A 14,446-nucleotide genomic window follows, 5' to 3' on the forward strand; every position below is an offset into this window, starting at 1 on the left:
ATCGGCATTGGGGACGGCGATGAGCAAACCGCGAGATGATCGCCAAAAAGACCTGTTGCTTCCGGCGCTCGATCAAATCATCGACATGGGCCACCCGCTGGTGCGGTTGGCCCGGCGCTGATCGACTGGAAGTTTCTGGATGACCGCTTTGGTTCGGTGTGCCAAACCGGCCCAGGGCAGCCTGGCCTGCCGACGCGGCTTGTCGCCGGCCTGTTCATCCTGAAGCACATGCACAATCTCTCGGATGAGGTGCTGTGCGGCCGCTGGATCGAGAACCCCTATTATCAATACTTCTGCGGCGAGTTGAGCTTCTGCCACCGGCTGCCGTTCGATCGATCGTCGATGACGCGCTGGCGCCAGCGGCTCGGCGAGGAGCAGCTCGTCGCGCTGATCCAGGAAAGTCTGTCGGTGGCACACAAGACTGGCGCCATCGGTCCCCAGGATCTGGAGCGGGTGGTGGTCGGTACCACGGTGCAGCCCAAGGCCGTTGCGCATCCGACCGACGCGCGGCTGATGCATCGGGCCATCACCAAGCTCGTCGGGCTTGCCAAGCGCAACCGTGTGCCGCTGCGCCAGAGCTATCTGCGCCTGGCGAAGCGCGCCGCCATCATGGTCGGCCGCTATACCACGCGCATCAGTTCAAGCGCGCCCGGCGCCAACTCAGGTTCCTGCGGACGCGGCTTGGCCGGATCATCCGCGATATCCGCCGCAAGATTGATGGCGATGCGGCGCTGGAAGCGCGCTTCGGCCCGCTGCTCGATCTGGCGCAGCGGGTGCGCAGCCAGGATCAGCATCAGCGCGGCCCCAAGGTCTATGCGTTGCATGCGCCGGAGGTCGAGTGCATCGGCAAGGGCAAAGCCCGCGCGCCTTACGAGTTCGGCTGCAAGGTCAGTATCGCCACCCCCGTGACGTCCCCGAAGGGTGGACAGTTCGTGCTCCATGCCAAGGCGCTGCACGGCAATCCCTTCGACGGCCACACGCTCGGCCCCGTGGTCGCCGACATGGAGAAGTTCACCGGCGTGGAGGCTCGCCGCATCCATGTCGACAAAGGGTACCGCGGCCACAACCACCCGCACCGGCTCAGGGTCTGGATCTCAGGTCAGGTTCGCCGCGTCACGGCTTCCATCCGGCGCGAGATGAAGCGTCGTGCGGCTGTCGAGCCCGTCATCGGTCACGTCAAGGCCGAGCACCGCATGGACCGCAACTATCTCAAAGGCCGCGTCGGCGACCGTATCAACGCCGTCCTCGCAGCGGCCGGCTACAACTTCGGCCTGCTCCTGCGATGGCTCGCAGAACTCTTGCGGGCCATCATCCGGGCCTTCGCCGAAACTGTCCCGGCTCAAAACATCGCTTAAATCAGCGCTCGTCGGCGTTCTTCACGGCGGACTTGTTTCGATCATTCGTCCGCAAGCAGCGTTGATGCATCGAAACCGTGCTCGGATCCGTGGCTTAGTAGGGTGTGCGGTCGAGATGAGCGTCGAATGCCGCAGCGACAGCGCGCACGACAAAACGGTGCTCGTGCTTGACGCGGATGAAGCCGTTCTGGATCTCCACTATGCCGTCCTCGGAGAGCATTTCCAAGCGGTCGGCTGAATCGAGAAACCCAATCGGATCAACTCCATGGGCAGCACAGAGTGCCGGCACGTCGGCCTCCAGATCGCACATCAGGCGCTCGATAATCGCAGCCCGCAGCCGATCTTCCTCAGTGAGACAGCAGCCCTTCGATGTTGCCAGACGGCCAGCTCTGATATGCCGGCTATAAGTAGCGGTTTCGGCCGCGTTCTGGACGTACCCGTCACCGAGACGGCCGATGGCTGACGGACCAAGGCCGATCACGGTCTTGCAGGTATCTGCCGAATAACCCAGCGAGTTGCGGCGTAGCCGTCCAGCTTCTTGTGCCAGCGTGAGTTCGTCGTCCGGCAAGGCGAAATGGTCGAGCCCGATTTGGCGGTAGCCGGCAGACACCAGCGTGTTCGCCATGGCCGCAGCTTGCTCGACGCGGGCAACATTGTCCGGCAGTGCCGTCTCATCGATCTGGCGCTGACGTTTCATATAGGAGGGCACATGGGCATAACCGAAGACCGCAAGCCGGTCGGGTCGCATGGCCGCGGCCGTCCTTGCCGAGTTCACACAGGACTGCACCGTCTGGTGCGGCAGTCCAAAAAGCAGGTCAAAGTTGATGCGGCTTATTCCCTGCTGGCGAAGACTTTCGACAGCAGAAGCCGTCTGCGTTTCGCTCTGAATGCGGTTGACCGCCCTTTGAACCTTGGTGTCGAAGCTTTGCACACCAATGCTCGCGCGGCTGACCCCGGCTGCCGGTAAGCTTTGCGCCATCTCGGTCGTGAGCGCGCGCGGGTCGATCTCGATGGCGACGCTAGCGGACGTGCTGAAGGCAAAATAGCGGCGTAATAGCTCCATCAGAGCTAGGAAATCGACCGCCGCAATGCTGGTTGGCGTTCCGCCGCCGAAATGCACGTCGTTGACGGGCAAGGCGCGCGGCAGTCGCTCCGCAACCAAACGAATCTCTTCCCGCAGCGACGTCAAGTAATTGCGAATCGGCCGTTCGCTGCGCGTGAGGCTTGTAGGAAACCCGCAGTACCAGCAGATCGACCGGCAGAACGGAACGTGGATATAGAGCGATACGGGTTCGTCGGGCGGCAGCCGGTTCAACCAAGTCTGACAGGTCCTGGCGCCGATTGTCGTGGAGAAATCCGGTACAGTTGGGTAGATGGTGTACCAAGGCAGGCGAGCATCGCAATATTTGTTCAGGAGTGCGGTCTGCAAGGCTTGGCTTCCCATGCTTATACAGCCGCGAAGCTGGCCGATGCGCCCTCCTGTGTCTTTGAGTTATGTCAACTGGTCCGAACTAAGTCGAAATCGGAATTCCGTTCTCGATATCACGGCCTAGGGACTGACGTGGCGAGAGGTATCCAGGGCCGAAGGCTGCGCTGCGAGCGTGGATGTGATCCACCATCTCGACCCATCACCGCGAGGCAAGCGACATCCCGCGCAGGTCCGGGTGGAGCGGCTTCTCATCGCTCACCTTCCTTCGCTATAGGCGGCAGCTCTCGGATAGATGCCATGAGCAGGACGTGTCCGTTGGAGATACCATGGATAAGAAGTTGCTCATTAGATGAGGCGCGACAAGCGCGAGATCATACAACCTGACGCTACGTGAGATTCAAGGCTCTTGGAGCCACGCAGAAAGCATTTTAGACGCCACGCCCAAAAAAATGGACAGGCCTCATTTCCGCCACGCTGCTTGTCTCATTGCCGCAAGCATCGTCACGGATGTACTGATGATGTTGGGGCGGACCCGGCGCACTTCCAACCCCGGCAAAGTGCGTCGGGGCGCCTTGGCTCGGCGACGTCCCATCGCCAATACAGGCAGCTCACCAATTCACAACCAAGTGTCAGGTTTTGCTAATCCCGGATCCGAGTCCGACCAACTTCTCACGCGATCGCTATCTGACGATGCGTTTCTGTCCGCCTAGCGCTTTATGTCGCTTGCTTTTGCGCTTGCTTTTACAGTTATCAATCTTCGTAAGATTATCCAGTTCAGGTCTTCATTGGTCGCGCTTCAGCTGCGCGATCATGCGCAAACCAATTGGATACCGGCAACGAATAGAACCGCCACGAGAATGAACCTGGCAGTTGTCTGGCTCATCCATTTCAGGCCGATCATCGTGCCTGCGACGGCACCCCCCAGCGCGGCGACTGCGTAAAGCCAGAAATACGAAGACGGAAATTGACCAGCGAGAAGAGCTCCAACGAAGCCGATTGTGGAATTAGCCAGAATAAATGGGGGCGACAGCGCGGCGCTCTGCTTCGGCGACGCCCAATTCAGGGCGATGAGCGTCGGGGCGAGGAACACCCCGCCGCCGACGCCGGTCAGGCCGGAAACCAGGCCAATCGCCGCTCCAATGCCCACCGTTCCCCAGATCGGATTTTCGCAAATGCGATCGGCGGCGCCTCCACGCCGCACGATCATCACGGCTCCTGCCAGTAGAATGACGACCCCGGTCAGCGTCTTATAAATGTCTTCTCCGAGCACCATAAGGCCACCGGCAAACGCCGCCGGCATCGATGAGAGCAGAAGCGGACGCAGCATTATCCAGTCGACGACTTTGTTGCGGTTGAAGACCCATGTAGCGTAAGTCGCGACAACAATGTTGAGACCAAGCGCCGTCGGGCGCATCTCTGTCGATGGCAGAGCAGCAAAAGCCATTAGCGCCAGAAATGCAGTACCACCCGCCTGGCCAACGGTCGTATAGAGCAGTGAGATGATCGCCAGGACCAGAGAAAACATACTTCACCGGTTTTGGCGACGCGCTTCGCCTTGGTTGCGAACCGCATCAAGGATGCCCTCCCGAGGCGAGGTGCAATTGTCTTTCCCGCGGGGTTGTTGCTTTGAATTCCGAGTTTAGTCAGAATGCGCTGCCGGACCGATCCTCAACCCAAATTGCATGACGATTGCCATGTGTCGATCGTCTCCATCAATTGTCAAGTTGGGTAGTTGACTGGACTGCCCAAGACTCTTGCAGGTGGATGGACAACGCATGTCGGGTAGGCAGTACTCCCGACCTCGCCTGACGTCCACGGGCATTCCGAGCCGTTACACATGCAAGGTCGGTTGCCGGTGATCGGACCCGTGTTTGTCGTCGATCTCTGATCGGCCAGCCTCCGTGCTTTCAGGCCAGAAGTTCGCTGCGCTTGGGATATCGACGCGTTGGAGGGGCTGCCGTCGCGAAAACGGCATTCTTTTTTTGATCTGGATCAATTGGTGCCGCGGCTCGCGCAAATGGTGCTGTCGCGTTTCCTTCCGATGTCACGATTGCTTCAATACGCCATGTACTGGAACCGCCCGTTTGCCAAGCCCTTGCTTCCACGAATGATTGTGCAAACACAAAAACTGGTATGACACTTGCTGGTCCGATCCCAAGTCCTCTCCCTTCTGGAGATGCACATGCAACGTGTCCTCTGCGTCAAGGAGCTCTCGCGACATCGCGTGTCTCTCGTTGCATCGTTGGCGCCACTTCTATTCGCCCCTTCGATTTATTCGCGCCGGACCTGCACGCCCCTCAGAGACCACGCATTAATGCTAGGTCGTTACCTCTTGGGGTTTCTGCTGCATGTTGCTTATCGATCGCGTCCTCGACGCCGCGGAGGGGCCCAGGATCGGCCAAGGGCTGGCGATGCGAATTCGCAAGAGGGGGAGGAAAAATGACGCCACTATCACCTTCGCCGGCAAGCAGAGCATCGACGGTGACACCACGCAGTGGGGAGCCGGCGCCCGCCAGCGGGTCGGCGTACCCTAGCTCACCTCGTTCGGGAAGCTCAGTGCCTATAGTCTGCTCGTGCTCGACCTTGACATGCAGCGAAGCTTCATTCGCACCGGACCTGGGTTTCGCACGAGCCAATCTGACCTATGCTGACGCCGCAACCGGTCGTGCTGTTTGGTTCGTATCGCCGGCTGAACCGTTAGGACAGTCGGATTTCCTCAAATCCGCGCGCTCCGCATGTGCGTCAGAGATCGAGAGCGCGGACCAATCAAGGTGGCCGGCCCAGCGGCGATTCCTAGATTACCAGCGCGTCACAGGGGAGCCGGTTAGATCACATTGGATGGGCATCGGCGCTACGGTTGCGTCGCGTTGTTCGGCTTAAGACACAGGATAGCAGCGGCGCCTCGGTTGTTTGACGAAGACGATCACGCCGCCGCAGTGGCCGGCAGAGCCCCGAATTCGGAAATGGCGTCTGGCAGCATGCGGGCGCTCCAGACTTCTCGTAGAGCAAACCCGGGAGGTTCAGGCCGTGGAATCCAACTTGGCTCCGCCTGAAACAAGCGCAATCGAACGCAGCGACACCGACCATGATCGGCGTCCTCAGCCGCCGATCATGGATCGTTTTAGCTTCACTGAATGCGCAAAACAGACGCATTCGCTCAGAGCGCTGTTCGAGCTCCTCGTAAACTGCGCCACCGAAGAGGGGTTCGGTGAGGTTGCTTATGGCGCCCTCAACTTCGTTGAGCCACTTCGCCTGGCGGAATATCCACCCCCAACCGTGGCCGTGAAGTGGCCACCAGATTGGTGCGAGCGATACTTCAAACACAAGTATCACACCATCGATCCGGTGGTTCGGCGGACGCCGATGCTGTTGCGGCCGTTTTTGTGGGATCAACTCGCGAACCACTATGAACTTCAGCCAGACGAGAGACGCGTACTGGACGAGGCCAGGGAGGCCGGCTTGAAGCATGGTATGAGCGTGCCGTTGTTTGGGCCGCTGGGCCGTGTATCGGTGGTGTCGTTTGCATCTCCATCCGACGATGTTGATCCTCAGGACCGCATCGGCCATCTCAACGCATTGGCTTCGCTCTTTCATACCGCCCATGGCGAGATCGCACGTCCTTGCAATAATGGCGGAGAGAAGAAAGTGACCCTGTCGCAGCGGGAGATCACTTGCATGCGGTGGGTGGCGGAGGGAAAATCGTCATGGGAAATTGGGGTGATCTTGGAAATCAGCTTGAATACCGTCAATTTTCATATCAAAAACGCGATGCGAAAGTTGGGTGCGACCACCCGGATCCAGGCAGTCGCTATTGCGATTCGCCTCAATGTTTTTTGAATTGCTCACTCGAATTGGAGCTGGCGCCAACGGTTAATTGTTGCTCGCGCTTCCGTTGAGGCAAGCGATTGCAACCCCTCGTCGCGTCGGATCGGAGCTCCTCAACGAGTGTTGGAGCACGGCGATGCGTTTTATCCAGCCTATGAGCCAGCTGGGACGACTGGTGTTTGGAAAAGGCCGGCAGGGGGTGCTTGTTGGTCAAAGGAACTTGAAGAAAGAACCCCGACCGACGGTCGGGGATCTCGATTCGACGCCGCTGGCGTGGATATCACTATCTGCCAAACGCCGGGCTGAACTTGTAATTGAGCCGTGCCGAGATGAGATCGACGTCCTGGTGGACGCGATCGCCGCCGGATGTTGGGAAGAGCACGCTGCTGCCCTGCATGAACAAATGGTCATACTCAACGCCAGCCGACCAACTCGGCGTGAGGCTGACTTCGACCCCTGCGCCCAGCGCACCACCCCAACGCACATCGTCGTTCCTGGAAATCCCGGCTCCGGTAGTCACTGAATTGATGTGATAGGTGTTGCTGGTCACCGCAGCACCGCCCTTAGCGTACAACAGAACGGCATTGAACGCGTAACCGATGTGACCGGTTAGCAAGCCGAACGCATCCGTCTTGGTGCCAATGACGTCTGCCGGGAAGGCGGTGCTGACATTGGAGCCGTTGAAATCGGCCCAGTTGCCCTGACCTTCGATGCCATAGACTGTATTGAAGATCTGCCAACGATAGCCAATCTGACCACCGACGGTGGCTCCAGCCGAATTATGGCAGCCCTCGGGAGTGACGCCATTGAAATCCCAGCAATTATGGCTCGATCCCCAGCCCCCATTGATACCGATATAGTAGCCGGTCCAGTCGGTAACTGGGGGGGCAACCGGCAGCGGAGGCGCTTTGACGTTGAGGGGCTGCCCGGCGAAGTCCGCGCCAAATGCGGGAGCGGCCGCACCGAGTGCGCCGATGCATGCAGTCAGAATCAGCAAATTCTTCATTCGAGTGTTGTTCCTTTCGATGCCCCCCGGCGCTGTGCGTCTTAACAACATCGCCGCGAATTGCTGTAACTGCAGCACAACATTGTTTTGCAAGAAACGGGTCGAATCGAACGCTGCGTCAGATTGTTGGGCGCGCATTCATCGCCATGCACAGCCCGACCAAGATGCTCTTAGCCGATAGGCACGCACCATGAGCGAAGGTCAATACCGCCGATAGTAACTCTTGCACGCTTCTCAACGGTCTCTGTGCGCCCGCGGAGGAGCCAAAAAGGTCGATGCGGCTTGCCTGCTTCTAGTAGCTAATTTGCTTCGCGCTTGCGGATGCGGCAGCGCCTAACGAGGCATTACGCTGAAGTTGTCCAAGCGCGTCCCGAGTTTAGGGCATGAGTAGAATCTTCGTATGCACAGTGTCACGTTAAGGGGTAACGAGCTTATCCTGCCTCGTCGTCGCTTACTCTGACCCTTAGCTGACTTGCCCAGCGCTTGGCGCTTTGTACCCGCTGCATTAGTTCAGAAGCGGTTCGGGCAAAATAGTGGTGGAAAAATAATGCGACAACCATGTATCGAGAATGCTAATCTGCGACTTAAGATTGCGGAGAGCAGTGACATAGCTGATCGTTATTGCCGCGGAAGTGTGAGTAATCTTGCTGCCTTGGTCGAGGCTGTCAATTCTGCGCGTAATTTTCGTATCGCCTCGTTCGCCAGATGCAAGGTATTCCGTTCGCCGTTCCTTATCGAAGATTCCAGGGAAGCTCGCAATCGGCTATGAAGTACTGTCTTGTGATTATGTGCCAGCAGCGGATCCTTCTCGACAAAGCGCCACGCCTTGTCAAACGCGGCGCTCACGAGAATTTCGGGCGCCTGCATCTGCTCGGATGAGATCTGATCCATCTCAAACTCCAATCGATATCTTGAATACGAAGAGGTCGCGTTGTCGAAGCATCGAGTGCCGGTGGCCTATCAAGCAAGCAAGAGATCGGGTCCGTAGGCGCGCTCACGCATCGAGCCACTGTCGACGCTACGATCAGATTTATACAGACGCTTATTGAAGCGCGGATGACCGAACGTCGTAGTATCAAATTCAGTTCAATGATTCTGTATCACTCGAAGGCGGGCGTGCGTTATCGCGCGCTTTCATGCCGAATTGCCCAAATTGCTTGCGGTCGGTGGTGGTGGCTAATCCAAGAAACTAGAAGAGCGGGCCAGATTGGGTCGGCGCGACGGTGCTAGCGGACGAGCTGACCTTTCACCACATTCGTAACCTCGAAATACGAAGCGTTTGAACCCCAGTATTGACCGTTTTGTACGATTCACCGCCTAAGCGCGTGACGCAGTCTGGACAGTGTTTGTCGGCGTTCTAACATGATCGACGGCGCGCCCGTCTTTCTGTTGTTTGACCCGTTCGCATGGCCGCGTGGTGTGACGTTTTGCGTCAAGTGGGAGTGCAGTAGAGAAGGCGGTGACGAGATGCGGGGTAATTGCGATGATCTGGTTGGTGTTGTCCTGCAAGGAGCCGTGGAATGTAGTGCGTTGCGGGATGTAAGAGGTGCTGCCGCAACACAAGCGCCGAACCATTGAGGAAAACGTACCGAACGAGACAACCATGCCTCTGCGTCGCCACATACGTTGCTTCGCATTCATTCGCTTAGCTGCGGAATATAAGTCATTATAGATACGATGTACTTGATACAAGAAAGTCCAGCTGAGATGAGAGTCGATGATGACCTCCCCGGCGCGATGGCGTCCTTTCAAACCCCGCTGTGATGCCGGAGGTTGCAATATGACAGGGCAACGGAAGCGGCTCGCTCGCGAGACATAAGCCCATTGAATCTTGAGCCTTGCTGCGGTGCTGGGCGCGCAAAACCGCAGCGCGGCGTAAGCCCAGCTATGAATGGCGTTTCATCGCGTCCTCAACGGCCGGAGTACACCGAATCGAACGTCACTCCGCTGCACGCGACAGAATCAGTTTGGCGATCTTAATTCGGTTGGCAGGCGTACGCAGAGCCTCAGGTAAAGCTGCCACTGTTTGATCGAAAAGCCGGCCCAAGGCCTGAAGGTCTTCTGGATGATAGATGCCGCGGTCCGCCGACATTCGCGCTGTTTGCCCGTCGCTAGTGTAGCCGTTGGTCCTCGCATCGCCGAGCTGACCGAGCGCAAGCTCCGCATTTATCATTTCGTTTGTGAGTGCGTTAAGCAGCCGGACCGCTTCGAGTTCGTTGCCTTCTTCACCGATGAGGGCGGCAACGATGCCCAGTTGCAGGTCGATGCGGTGCTTCAGGTCCTGTATACGCGAATTGGAAGGATCGAGTTCCACGGTGTTTCTCCAGAGTAATTAAGAGCAGGCCTAGGCTAAGTAAAGAGGTGCGTCGTTTGTCGCGTTCGCGGGGCTGCAGGCGCGTGACGAGAACGAATTGCCGCTGCAGAAGGCTGTGCACACGCGCAGTCAGTCGCGAACAGCGCATAGAATGAGATGACCGCGGTGCAAGTTTGCAGAAAGCAGGTGAAGGCGGCCAGCGCCGAGTAGCGCTGAGGGTGTGAGCGAGTGAGAATCGCCGACCACGATGATGTGGGGGTCCGGTTCGCCTTGGCCGAGGGCCCAGTTCGCTTGTCAGAGGCCTAGCCGGCGCACGCATGGACCCCAGCCGATAAGAGTGCGTGAGAGCCAATCTCCTGGAACGCCTTTAGCATGACGACAATTAGGTCGGCGACTACGCGGTAGATGGCGCGTGGGACGTTGCGATGCGCCATCCGACTATGGGTGCGCAGCACGTGCCGCGATTTGCAGGATGGGGTAGTCTCATTGGTGATGCAGGCACGCGCGGCTGGAGATGCCCGGCGACGACGCTCAAAGCAAACTGGGTTCATTGTCACACGTGGTTCGTGAAGGGCTGCTTTCCGAAAATCGGCGATTGACTATGGGGTATTTGGTTAAGAACGGTAAAATCGAAAGTTTTGATGGGATGCATCCAGCTCGCGGATAGCGCGCGCGATCGGGGGATCCGCTCTGGAAGACGCATGAGGCCAGCAGCATATGAACAACGTTGGCTTGACATGCCGCCGCTCTCCAAATCAGTTCACGTCACCGCCGACGACGTCGGCCGAGAGGCCTGCACGATGGTCATCGGGGCGAGTCAGTCCTCATCGGTCTTTGGACCTCCTGCTGAATAAGGCAGGAGGTCCTAGATAAGCGACTTCGGGACATCCAATCATAGATGGAGGTCGCGACGCGCTGCCTCTCTGAGGTGCCAAAATCGGATAGTCATTGTCTGGCGATGATCTCGGATCTGATTGTGGTTGCGGTGTATAGAGAAGTTTCCAGCGGGAGGTTCCCGAATGCAAGCTGGCAAAGTAGGTAGTTGGCGCCCGCTTCCTCCATCTGGTTAAGAAGGAGCTGTCGGGCGGAAGCTGGTGTTCCGACGACGCACAATTCGTTCTCGAGCGCTGCATCGAAGGTCAGCGGCAGGGTAGGTGGTGTCGGAATGGCGTTCAGCTCGTATACGAATCTAAAGCTCTCGAGCCATCGCTGATAAGCGGTTTCCGCTGCTGCATGGGCGTCTCGGTCAGACTGCGCAATCACGACCATGCGGAGCAGACCAAGAAACGGCTCCCGATCGTCCGCGTCCGTCATGCCCGCCCGATGCGAGCGGAACGCATTCGTAATGTTTCGGACAGCTGAGGAGCGGCCTTGGCACGCCAGATTGGCGCCATTTTCAGCGGCCCATTCCGCCGACTCGGTCCGGCTGCTCGTGATCCAGGTCGGCGGACATGGATGCTGATGAGGCTTCATGGTCAAAGGTATCTCGCTCAGCTCAAAAAATCGTCCGTGATAGGATAGCGTATGCCCCTTAAGCGCGGCATTTAGGATTTCGCTGGCTTCCTCATAACGCTCTGGCGCCGCGTCCGCGCTGACGCCGAAATAGCCCCATTCGGTCGGCAGGGAGCCACGTCCGATACCGAGCTCGAGCCTGCCGCCGCTCAATTGGTCAAGCATGCAGATCTCTTCGAACGCGCGCAAAGGATGATAGAGGTTGAGCAACAGGACCAGCGGACCAACGCGCAGTCTCTGGGTACGCTGCGCGACGCTCGATAAAAACAGATTCGGCGACGGCCCTCTGCCATGTGGTGTGCAGTGATGCTCGGCTAGGTGATAAGCGTAAAATCCCAGAGAATCACACACTTCCGCCAACTTGAGGCGATCTTCGTATTGTCGCGCGACATCGCGACCGTCGTCGTCCAAATGGTCGAAAATGCCGCACGTTAGTCTTGGAGGAGGGCTGTTTTTCACTTGATCATCTCCGTTTGTGGAACAGAAGTCCCGGTTGCCCGATGTCGTCTGTCTCAAAGACGGCTCGTTCGCTATTTGACCGCTTTTGACTTCTCTCGTTGGGTGCAGGCACCGAGCTTGCACGATGCGATTGGGTCATGAGAATCTGCAAATGGCGGTCTGATCACTACTTTGACAGGAGCTCGCGAAGGGCCGTCACACCGAGCATGTGCTCCACCAGAAGCATCTTTAGCTTCACGTTCTCCTCTTCCAGGGCCCTCAATCGCTTGGCCGCAGGAACGTCCATGCCGCCAAACTTGGCTTTCCAATTGTAGATTGCCGCCTCAGAGATCCTGTGCCTACGAGCTAGATCGGCCGCTTTCGCGCCGGCCTCATGCTCCCTCAATATCGCGATAATGTGCTCTTCCGTGAATCTCGGTCGCTTCATCTGTCCGCCCTTCTTGGGGGAGGACTTGCACTCCGGCCAGAGCAAATTGCCAATAGGAGGTCAGCTGCCGCGCGCCAGCACGACGCTTGGGTCGGAGGGTACTCCAGAAGGGTCAAGTTCAGCGAAGTCGGCTGCAACTTCCTGCCTTTCAGGCCCGACAGGCCGAAGGTTGTTCGCGAAGGCATAACGGCGCCCAAAGATGCGCACGCCGATGGCATGGCCGATCACATTGATGTCGAGAATGTTCTGGCTCGTGTGTAGCCAGCCCATTGGCATGTCGCGGCGGCCGGCCTGACGGCGGTTCGCTCCAAGGTGGAGCTTTTCCTCGCATGTCGGCATTGCCGTGCCAGGACGGTAACGAGCCTTCCAGTAAGGCGGCGGACAGCGGGAATGGGGGCCCATTGATGGCAACGCAAGTCACGAGGAGAGCTGTTCGGTCGGAACGCCAATTGGCCGTCTTGCCGTGTGCTGTTCGCAGGACCTCGCACGGGGCGCGCCTGCTCATAGAGTGCAGCGCGCATGTGCATCTGTCGGTATGCCGGCTCGATGACGCAAATTGCTGATGCAAATTGAGTTCCATGGCTACGTTGTGGGAAGAAACCACCGGCACTTCGTGATGTCGCCGAGCCGTTGCAGACGGCATAGAGGCCTACTTGAGGAGGAGCCGGTGAACCAAAAAGAGCGACCATCGGTCTGATCAAGACATGCCTGCCAAGGTGGTCGTGCGATACTGAGGGTTTGCACAAGCACTACTTGTTTATCATCGGACGCAACTCATCCCCCAGTGGATCGACGTCAGGCAGCTCTGCCAGCGCTGCAGCGAACGCCAAAAATGCTCCGAAAACCGCGAGTATAAGAGTGCACGCCAGTAGGGCCGCACCAAGGTCGTGAGGGCGTTTCATTCTCTGTATCACTGGCTGAATTGTGGGAGGTTGCTCGTCGTCCCCGATCAGTTCTGCTTGACGGCTTCAACATGCCCGTCACGCCAGCGGTAAACGAGAAATCCAGGAGCCGCGTTGTCTCCTTTAAAATCAAACAGTATTGGGCCTATCACGGTATCGATCGGCCACGAACGAAGTGCGCTGGCCACTCGTCGAGCATCGAAAGAGCTGGCCCGCTTTACCGCCTCTGCCCATGCTTGGACTGCTGCATAGGCGTAAAGCGTGTATCCTTCGGCAGACAGATTGGCAGCGCTGAGTCTGGCCACGATGCCGGCCGCTTTGGCATTCTTGACGGGGTCGGCCATGAAGGTGAACAATGTGCCATTTCCTGCACTGCTGGTAATGGCCCAGAATTCAGAGGTCATCAGTGGATCGTTTGCCATGACGATGAGGCCGGCACCTGCTTCTGACGCCTGGCGTACGATCAGTCCAATTTCGGTATGATAGCCGCCGATATAGGCGACCCGCACGCCGTCCTTCTTCATTCTTGAGACCAGTGCTGCGTAATCCTTTTCACCGGCTATGTAGCTTTTTCGAATGACGTGCTCGCCGGATTTCTGCAGCTGTGCCGCAACCACGTCGGCAATGCCCTTACCCGCCGTGCTCTTGTCGTCGAGCACTGCGATCGTCTCGTTATGGTGATTTGCGTGAATGTACTCAGCTGCAACGAGACCCTGTTGGTCGTCACGGCCGCAAATCCGAAACACCGTCTTAAGGCCACGTTCTGTCAGTTGAGGACTTGTCGAGCCAGGTGACATTTGAATGATGCCTGCTTCATCGTAGACGTCAGAGGCCGGAATCGACGAAGAAGAACAAAAGTGACCAACGACTAGCCGGACGCGCTCGGTTGTGAGTTTATTCGCAACTGCGACGGCTTGCTTGGGGTCGCAAGCGTCATCGACGACGGTCAATATCAGCTTGGTATCGGGAAGTATGCCCGACGCGTTCAAAGCCTCGACGGCGGCCGCCGCTCCATTGCGCATTTGTGCGCCAAACGCCGCGCTGCTTCCGCTCATAGGACCAGCTACGGCAATATTGACGTCGGAGGCGCGCGTAGTCGAGCCGACGGCGCAGAAGAGCAGTGCTGCACTGGCAGCTAAAACGTAACGCCGACCCAACATTGTAGGGCTCCAATGCTCACCTGAAGTGAACCGCCAGCGCCGGCGGCTCGATTTGCT

At 58.1% G+C, this 14,446-nt stretch carries 10 protein-coding genes and 2 pseudogenes; 3 read left to right on the forward strand and 9 right to left on the reverse strand.

The genetic code is table 11. From position 1 onward, the window contains the following. Positions 1-19 precede the first annotated feature (19 nt). Positions 20-1,355: pseudogene (locus tag ACE10X_RS11200) on the forward strand (IS5 family transposase). Between the two features lie 94 nt (positions 1,356-1,449). Here the strand turns inward: ACE10X_RS11200 and hemN are convergent. Together hemN and ACE10X_RS11210 are read right to left on the reverse strand one after the other, a co-directional pair. Beyond that, on the reverse strand, positions 1,450-2,784 hold the full coding sequence (hemN, locus tag ACE10X_RS11205; protein WP_375764189.1) for an oxygen-independent coproporphyrinogen III oxidase: 1,335 nt from the start codon (positions 2,782-2,784) through the stop codon (positions 1,450-1,452). An 808-nt stretch (positions 2,785-3,592) separates the two neighbouring features. After that, the gene (locus ACE10X_RS11210) at positions 3,593-4,309 is read right to left on the reverse strand and encodes a sulfite exporter TauE/SafE family protein (RefSeq protein WP_016840024.1); all 717 of its coding nucleotides are present in this window, start codon (positions 4,307-4,309) and stop codon (positions 3,593-3,595) included. A gap of 823 nt (positions 4,310-5,132) precedes the next feature. Between ACE10X_RS11210 and ACE10X_RS11215 the strand changes: the two genes are divergently transcribed. Together ACE10X_RS11215 and ACE10X_RS11220 are read left to right on the forward strand one after the other, a co-directional pair. Further along, a complete protein-coding gene (locus tag ACE10X_RS11215) occupies positions 5,133-5,318 on the forward strand; it encodes a hypothetical protein (protein ID WP_016840023.1) in 186 nt (61 codons plus the stop codon). Positions 5,319-5,895: 577 nt separating this feature from the next. Further along, a complete protein-coding gene (locus ACE10X_RS11220) occupies positions 5,896-6,621 on the forward strand; it encodes a LuxR family transcriptional regulator (RefSeq protein WP_016840022.1) in 726 nt (241 codons plus the stop codon). 271 nt (positions 6,622-6,892) lie between these two features. Here the strand turns inward: ACE10X_RS11220 and ACE10X_RS11225 are convergent, their stop codons facing one another. The 7 genes and pseudogenes from ACE10X_RS11225 to ACE10X_RS11255 all read right to left on the reverse strand — a co-directional run bounded on the left by ACE10X_RS11225 (position 6,893) and on the right by ACE10X_RS11255 (position 14,389). Next, positions 6,893-7,615, reverse strand: a complete 723-nt coding sequence (locus ACE10X_RS11225; protein WP_016840021.1) for an outer membrane protein — start codon at positions 7,613-7,615, stop codon at positions 6,893-6,895. 618 nt (positions 7,616-8,233) lie between these two features. Beyond that, the gene (locus tag ACE10X_RS11230) at positions 8,234-8,506 is read right to left on the reverse strand and encodes a hypothetical protein (RefSeq protein ID WP_075968984.1); all 273 of its coding nucleotides are present in this window, start codon (positions 8,504-8,506) and stop codon (positions 8,234-8,236) included. Between the two features lie 1,048 nt (positions 8,507-9,554). Beyond that, complete coding sequence (locus ACE10X_RS11235; RefSeq protein ID WP_016840019.1) at positions 9,555-9,929, reverse strand: hypothetical protein; 375 nt, start codon at positions 9,927-9,929, stop codon at positions 9,555-9,557. A 945-nt stretch (positions 9,930-10,874) separates the two neighbouring features. Next, positions 10,875-11,900, reverse strand: a complete 1,026-nt coding sequence (locus tag ACE10X_RS11240; RefSeq protein ID WP_026192371.1) for an LLM class flavin-dependent oxidoreductase — start codon at positions 11,898-11,900, stop codon at positions 10,875-10,877. A gap of 169 nt (positions 11,901-12,069) precedes the next feature. Then, positions 12,070-12,327 (reverse strand): annotated as a pseudogene (locus ACE10X_RS11245) (transposase); the annotation flags it as partial. Positions 12,328-12,387: 60 nt separating this feature from the next. Next, positions 12,388-12,597: a hypothetical protein gene (locus tag ACE10X_RS11250; RefSeq protein WP_225164195.1), complete on the reverse strand. Its 210-nt coding sequence runs from the start codon at positions 12,595-12,597 to the stop codon at positions 12,388-12,390. 679 nt (positions 12,598-13,276) lie between these two features. Next, positions 13,277-14,389 carry a branched-chain amino acid ABC transporter substrate-binding protein gene (locus ACE10X_RS11255; protein ID WP_018270189.1) on the reverse strand — a complete coding sequence of 371 codons (1,113 nt, stop codon included), beginning with the start codon at positions 14,387-14,389 and terminating at the stop codon, positions 13,277-13,279. Positions 14,390-14,446 lie beyond the last annotated feature (57 nt).

Origin of the sequence: Bradyrhizobium sp. Pha-3 (genome assembly GCF_042258325.1) — a bacterium.
Taxonomy (GTDB): Bacteria; Pseudomonadota; Alphaproteobacteria; order Rhizobiales; family Xanthobacteraceae; genus Bradyrhizobium; species Bradyrhizobium elkanii.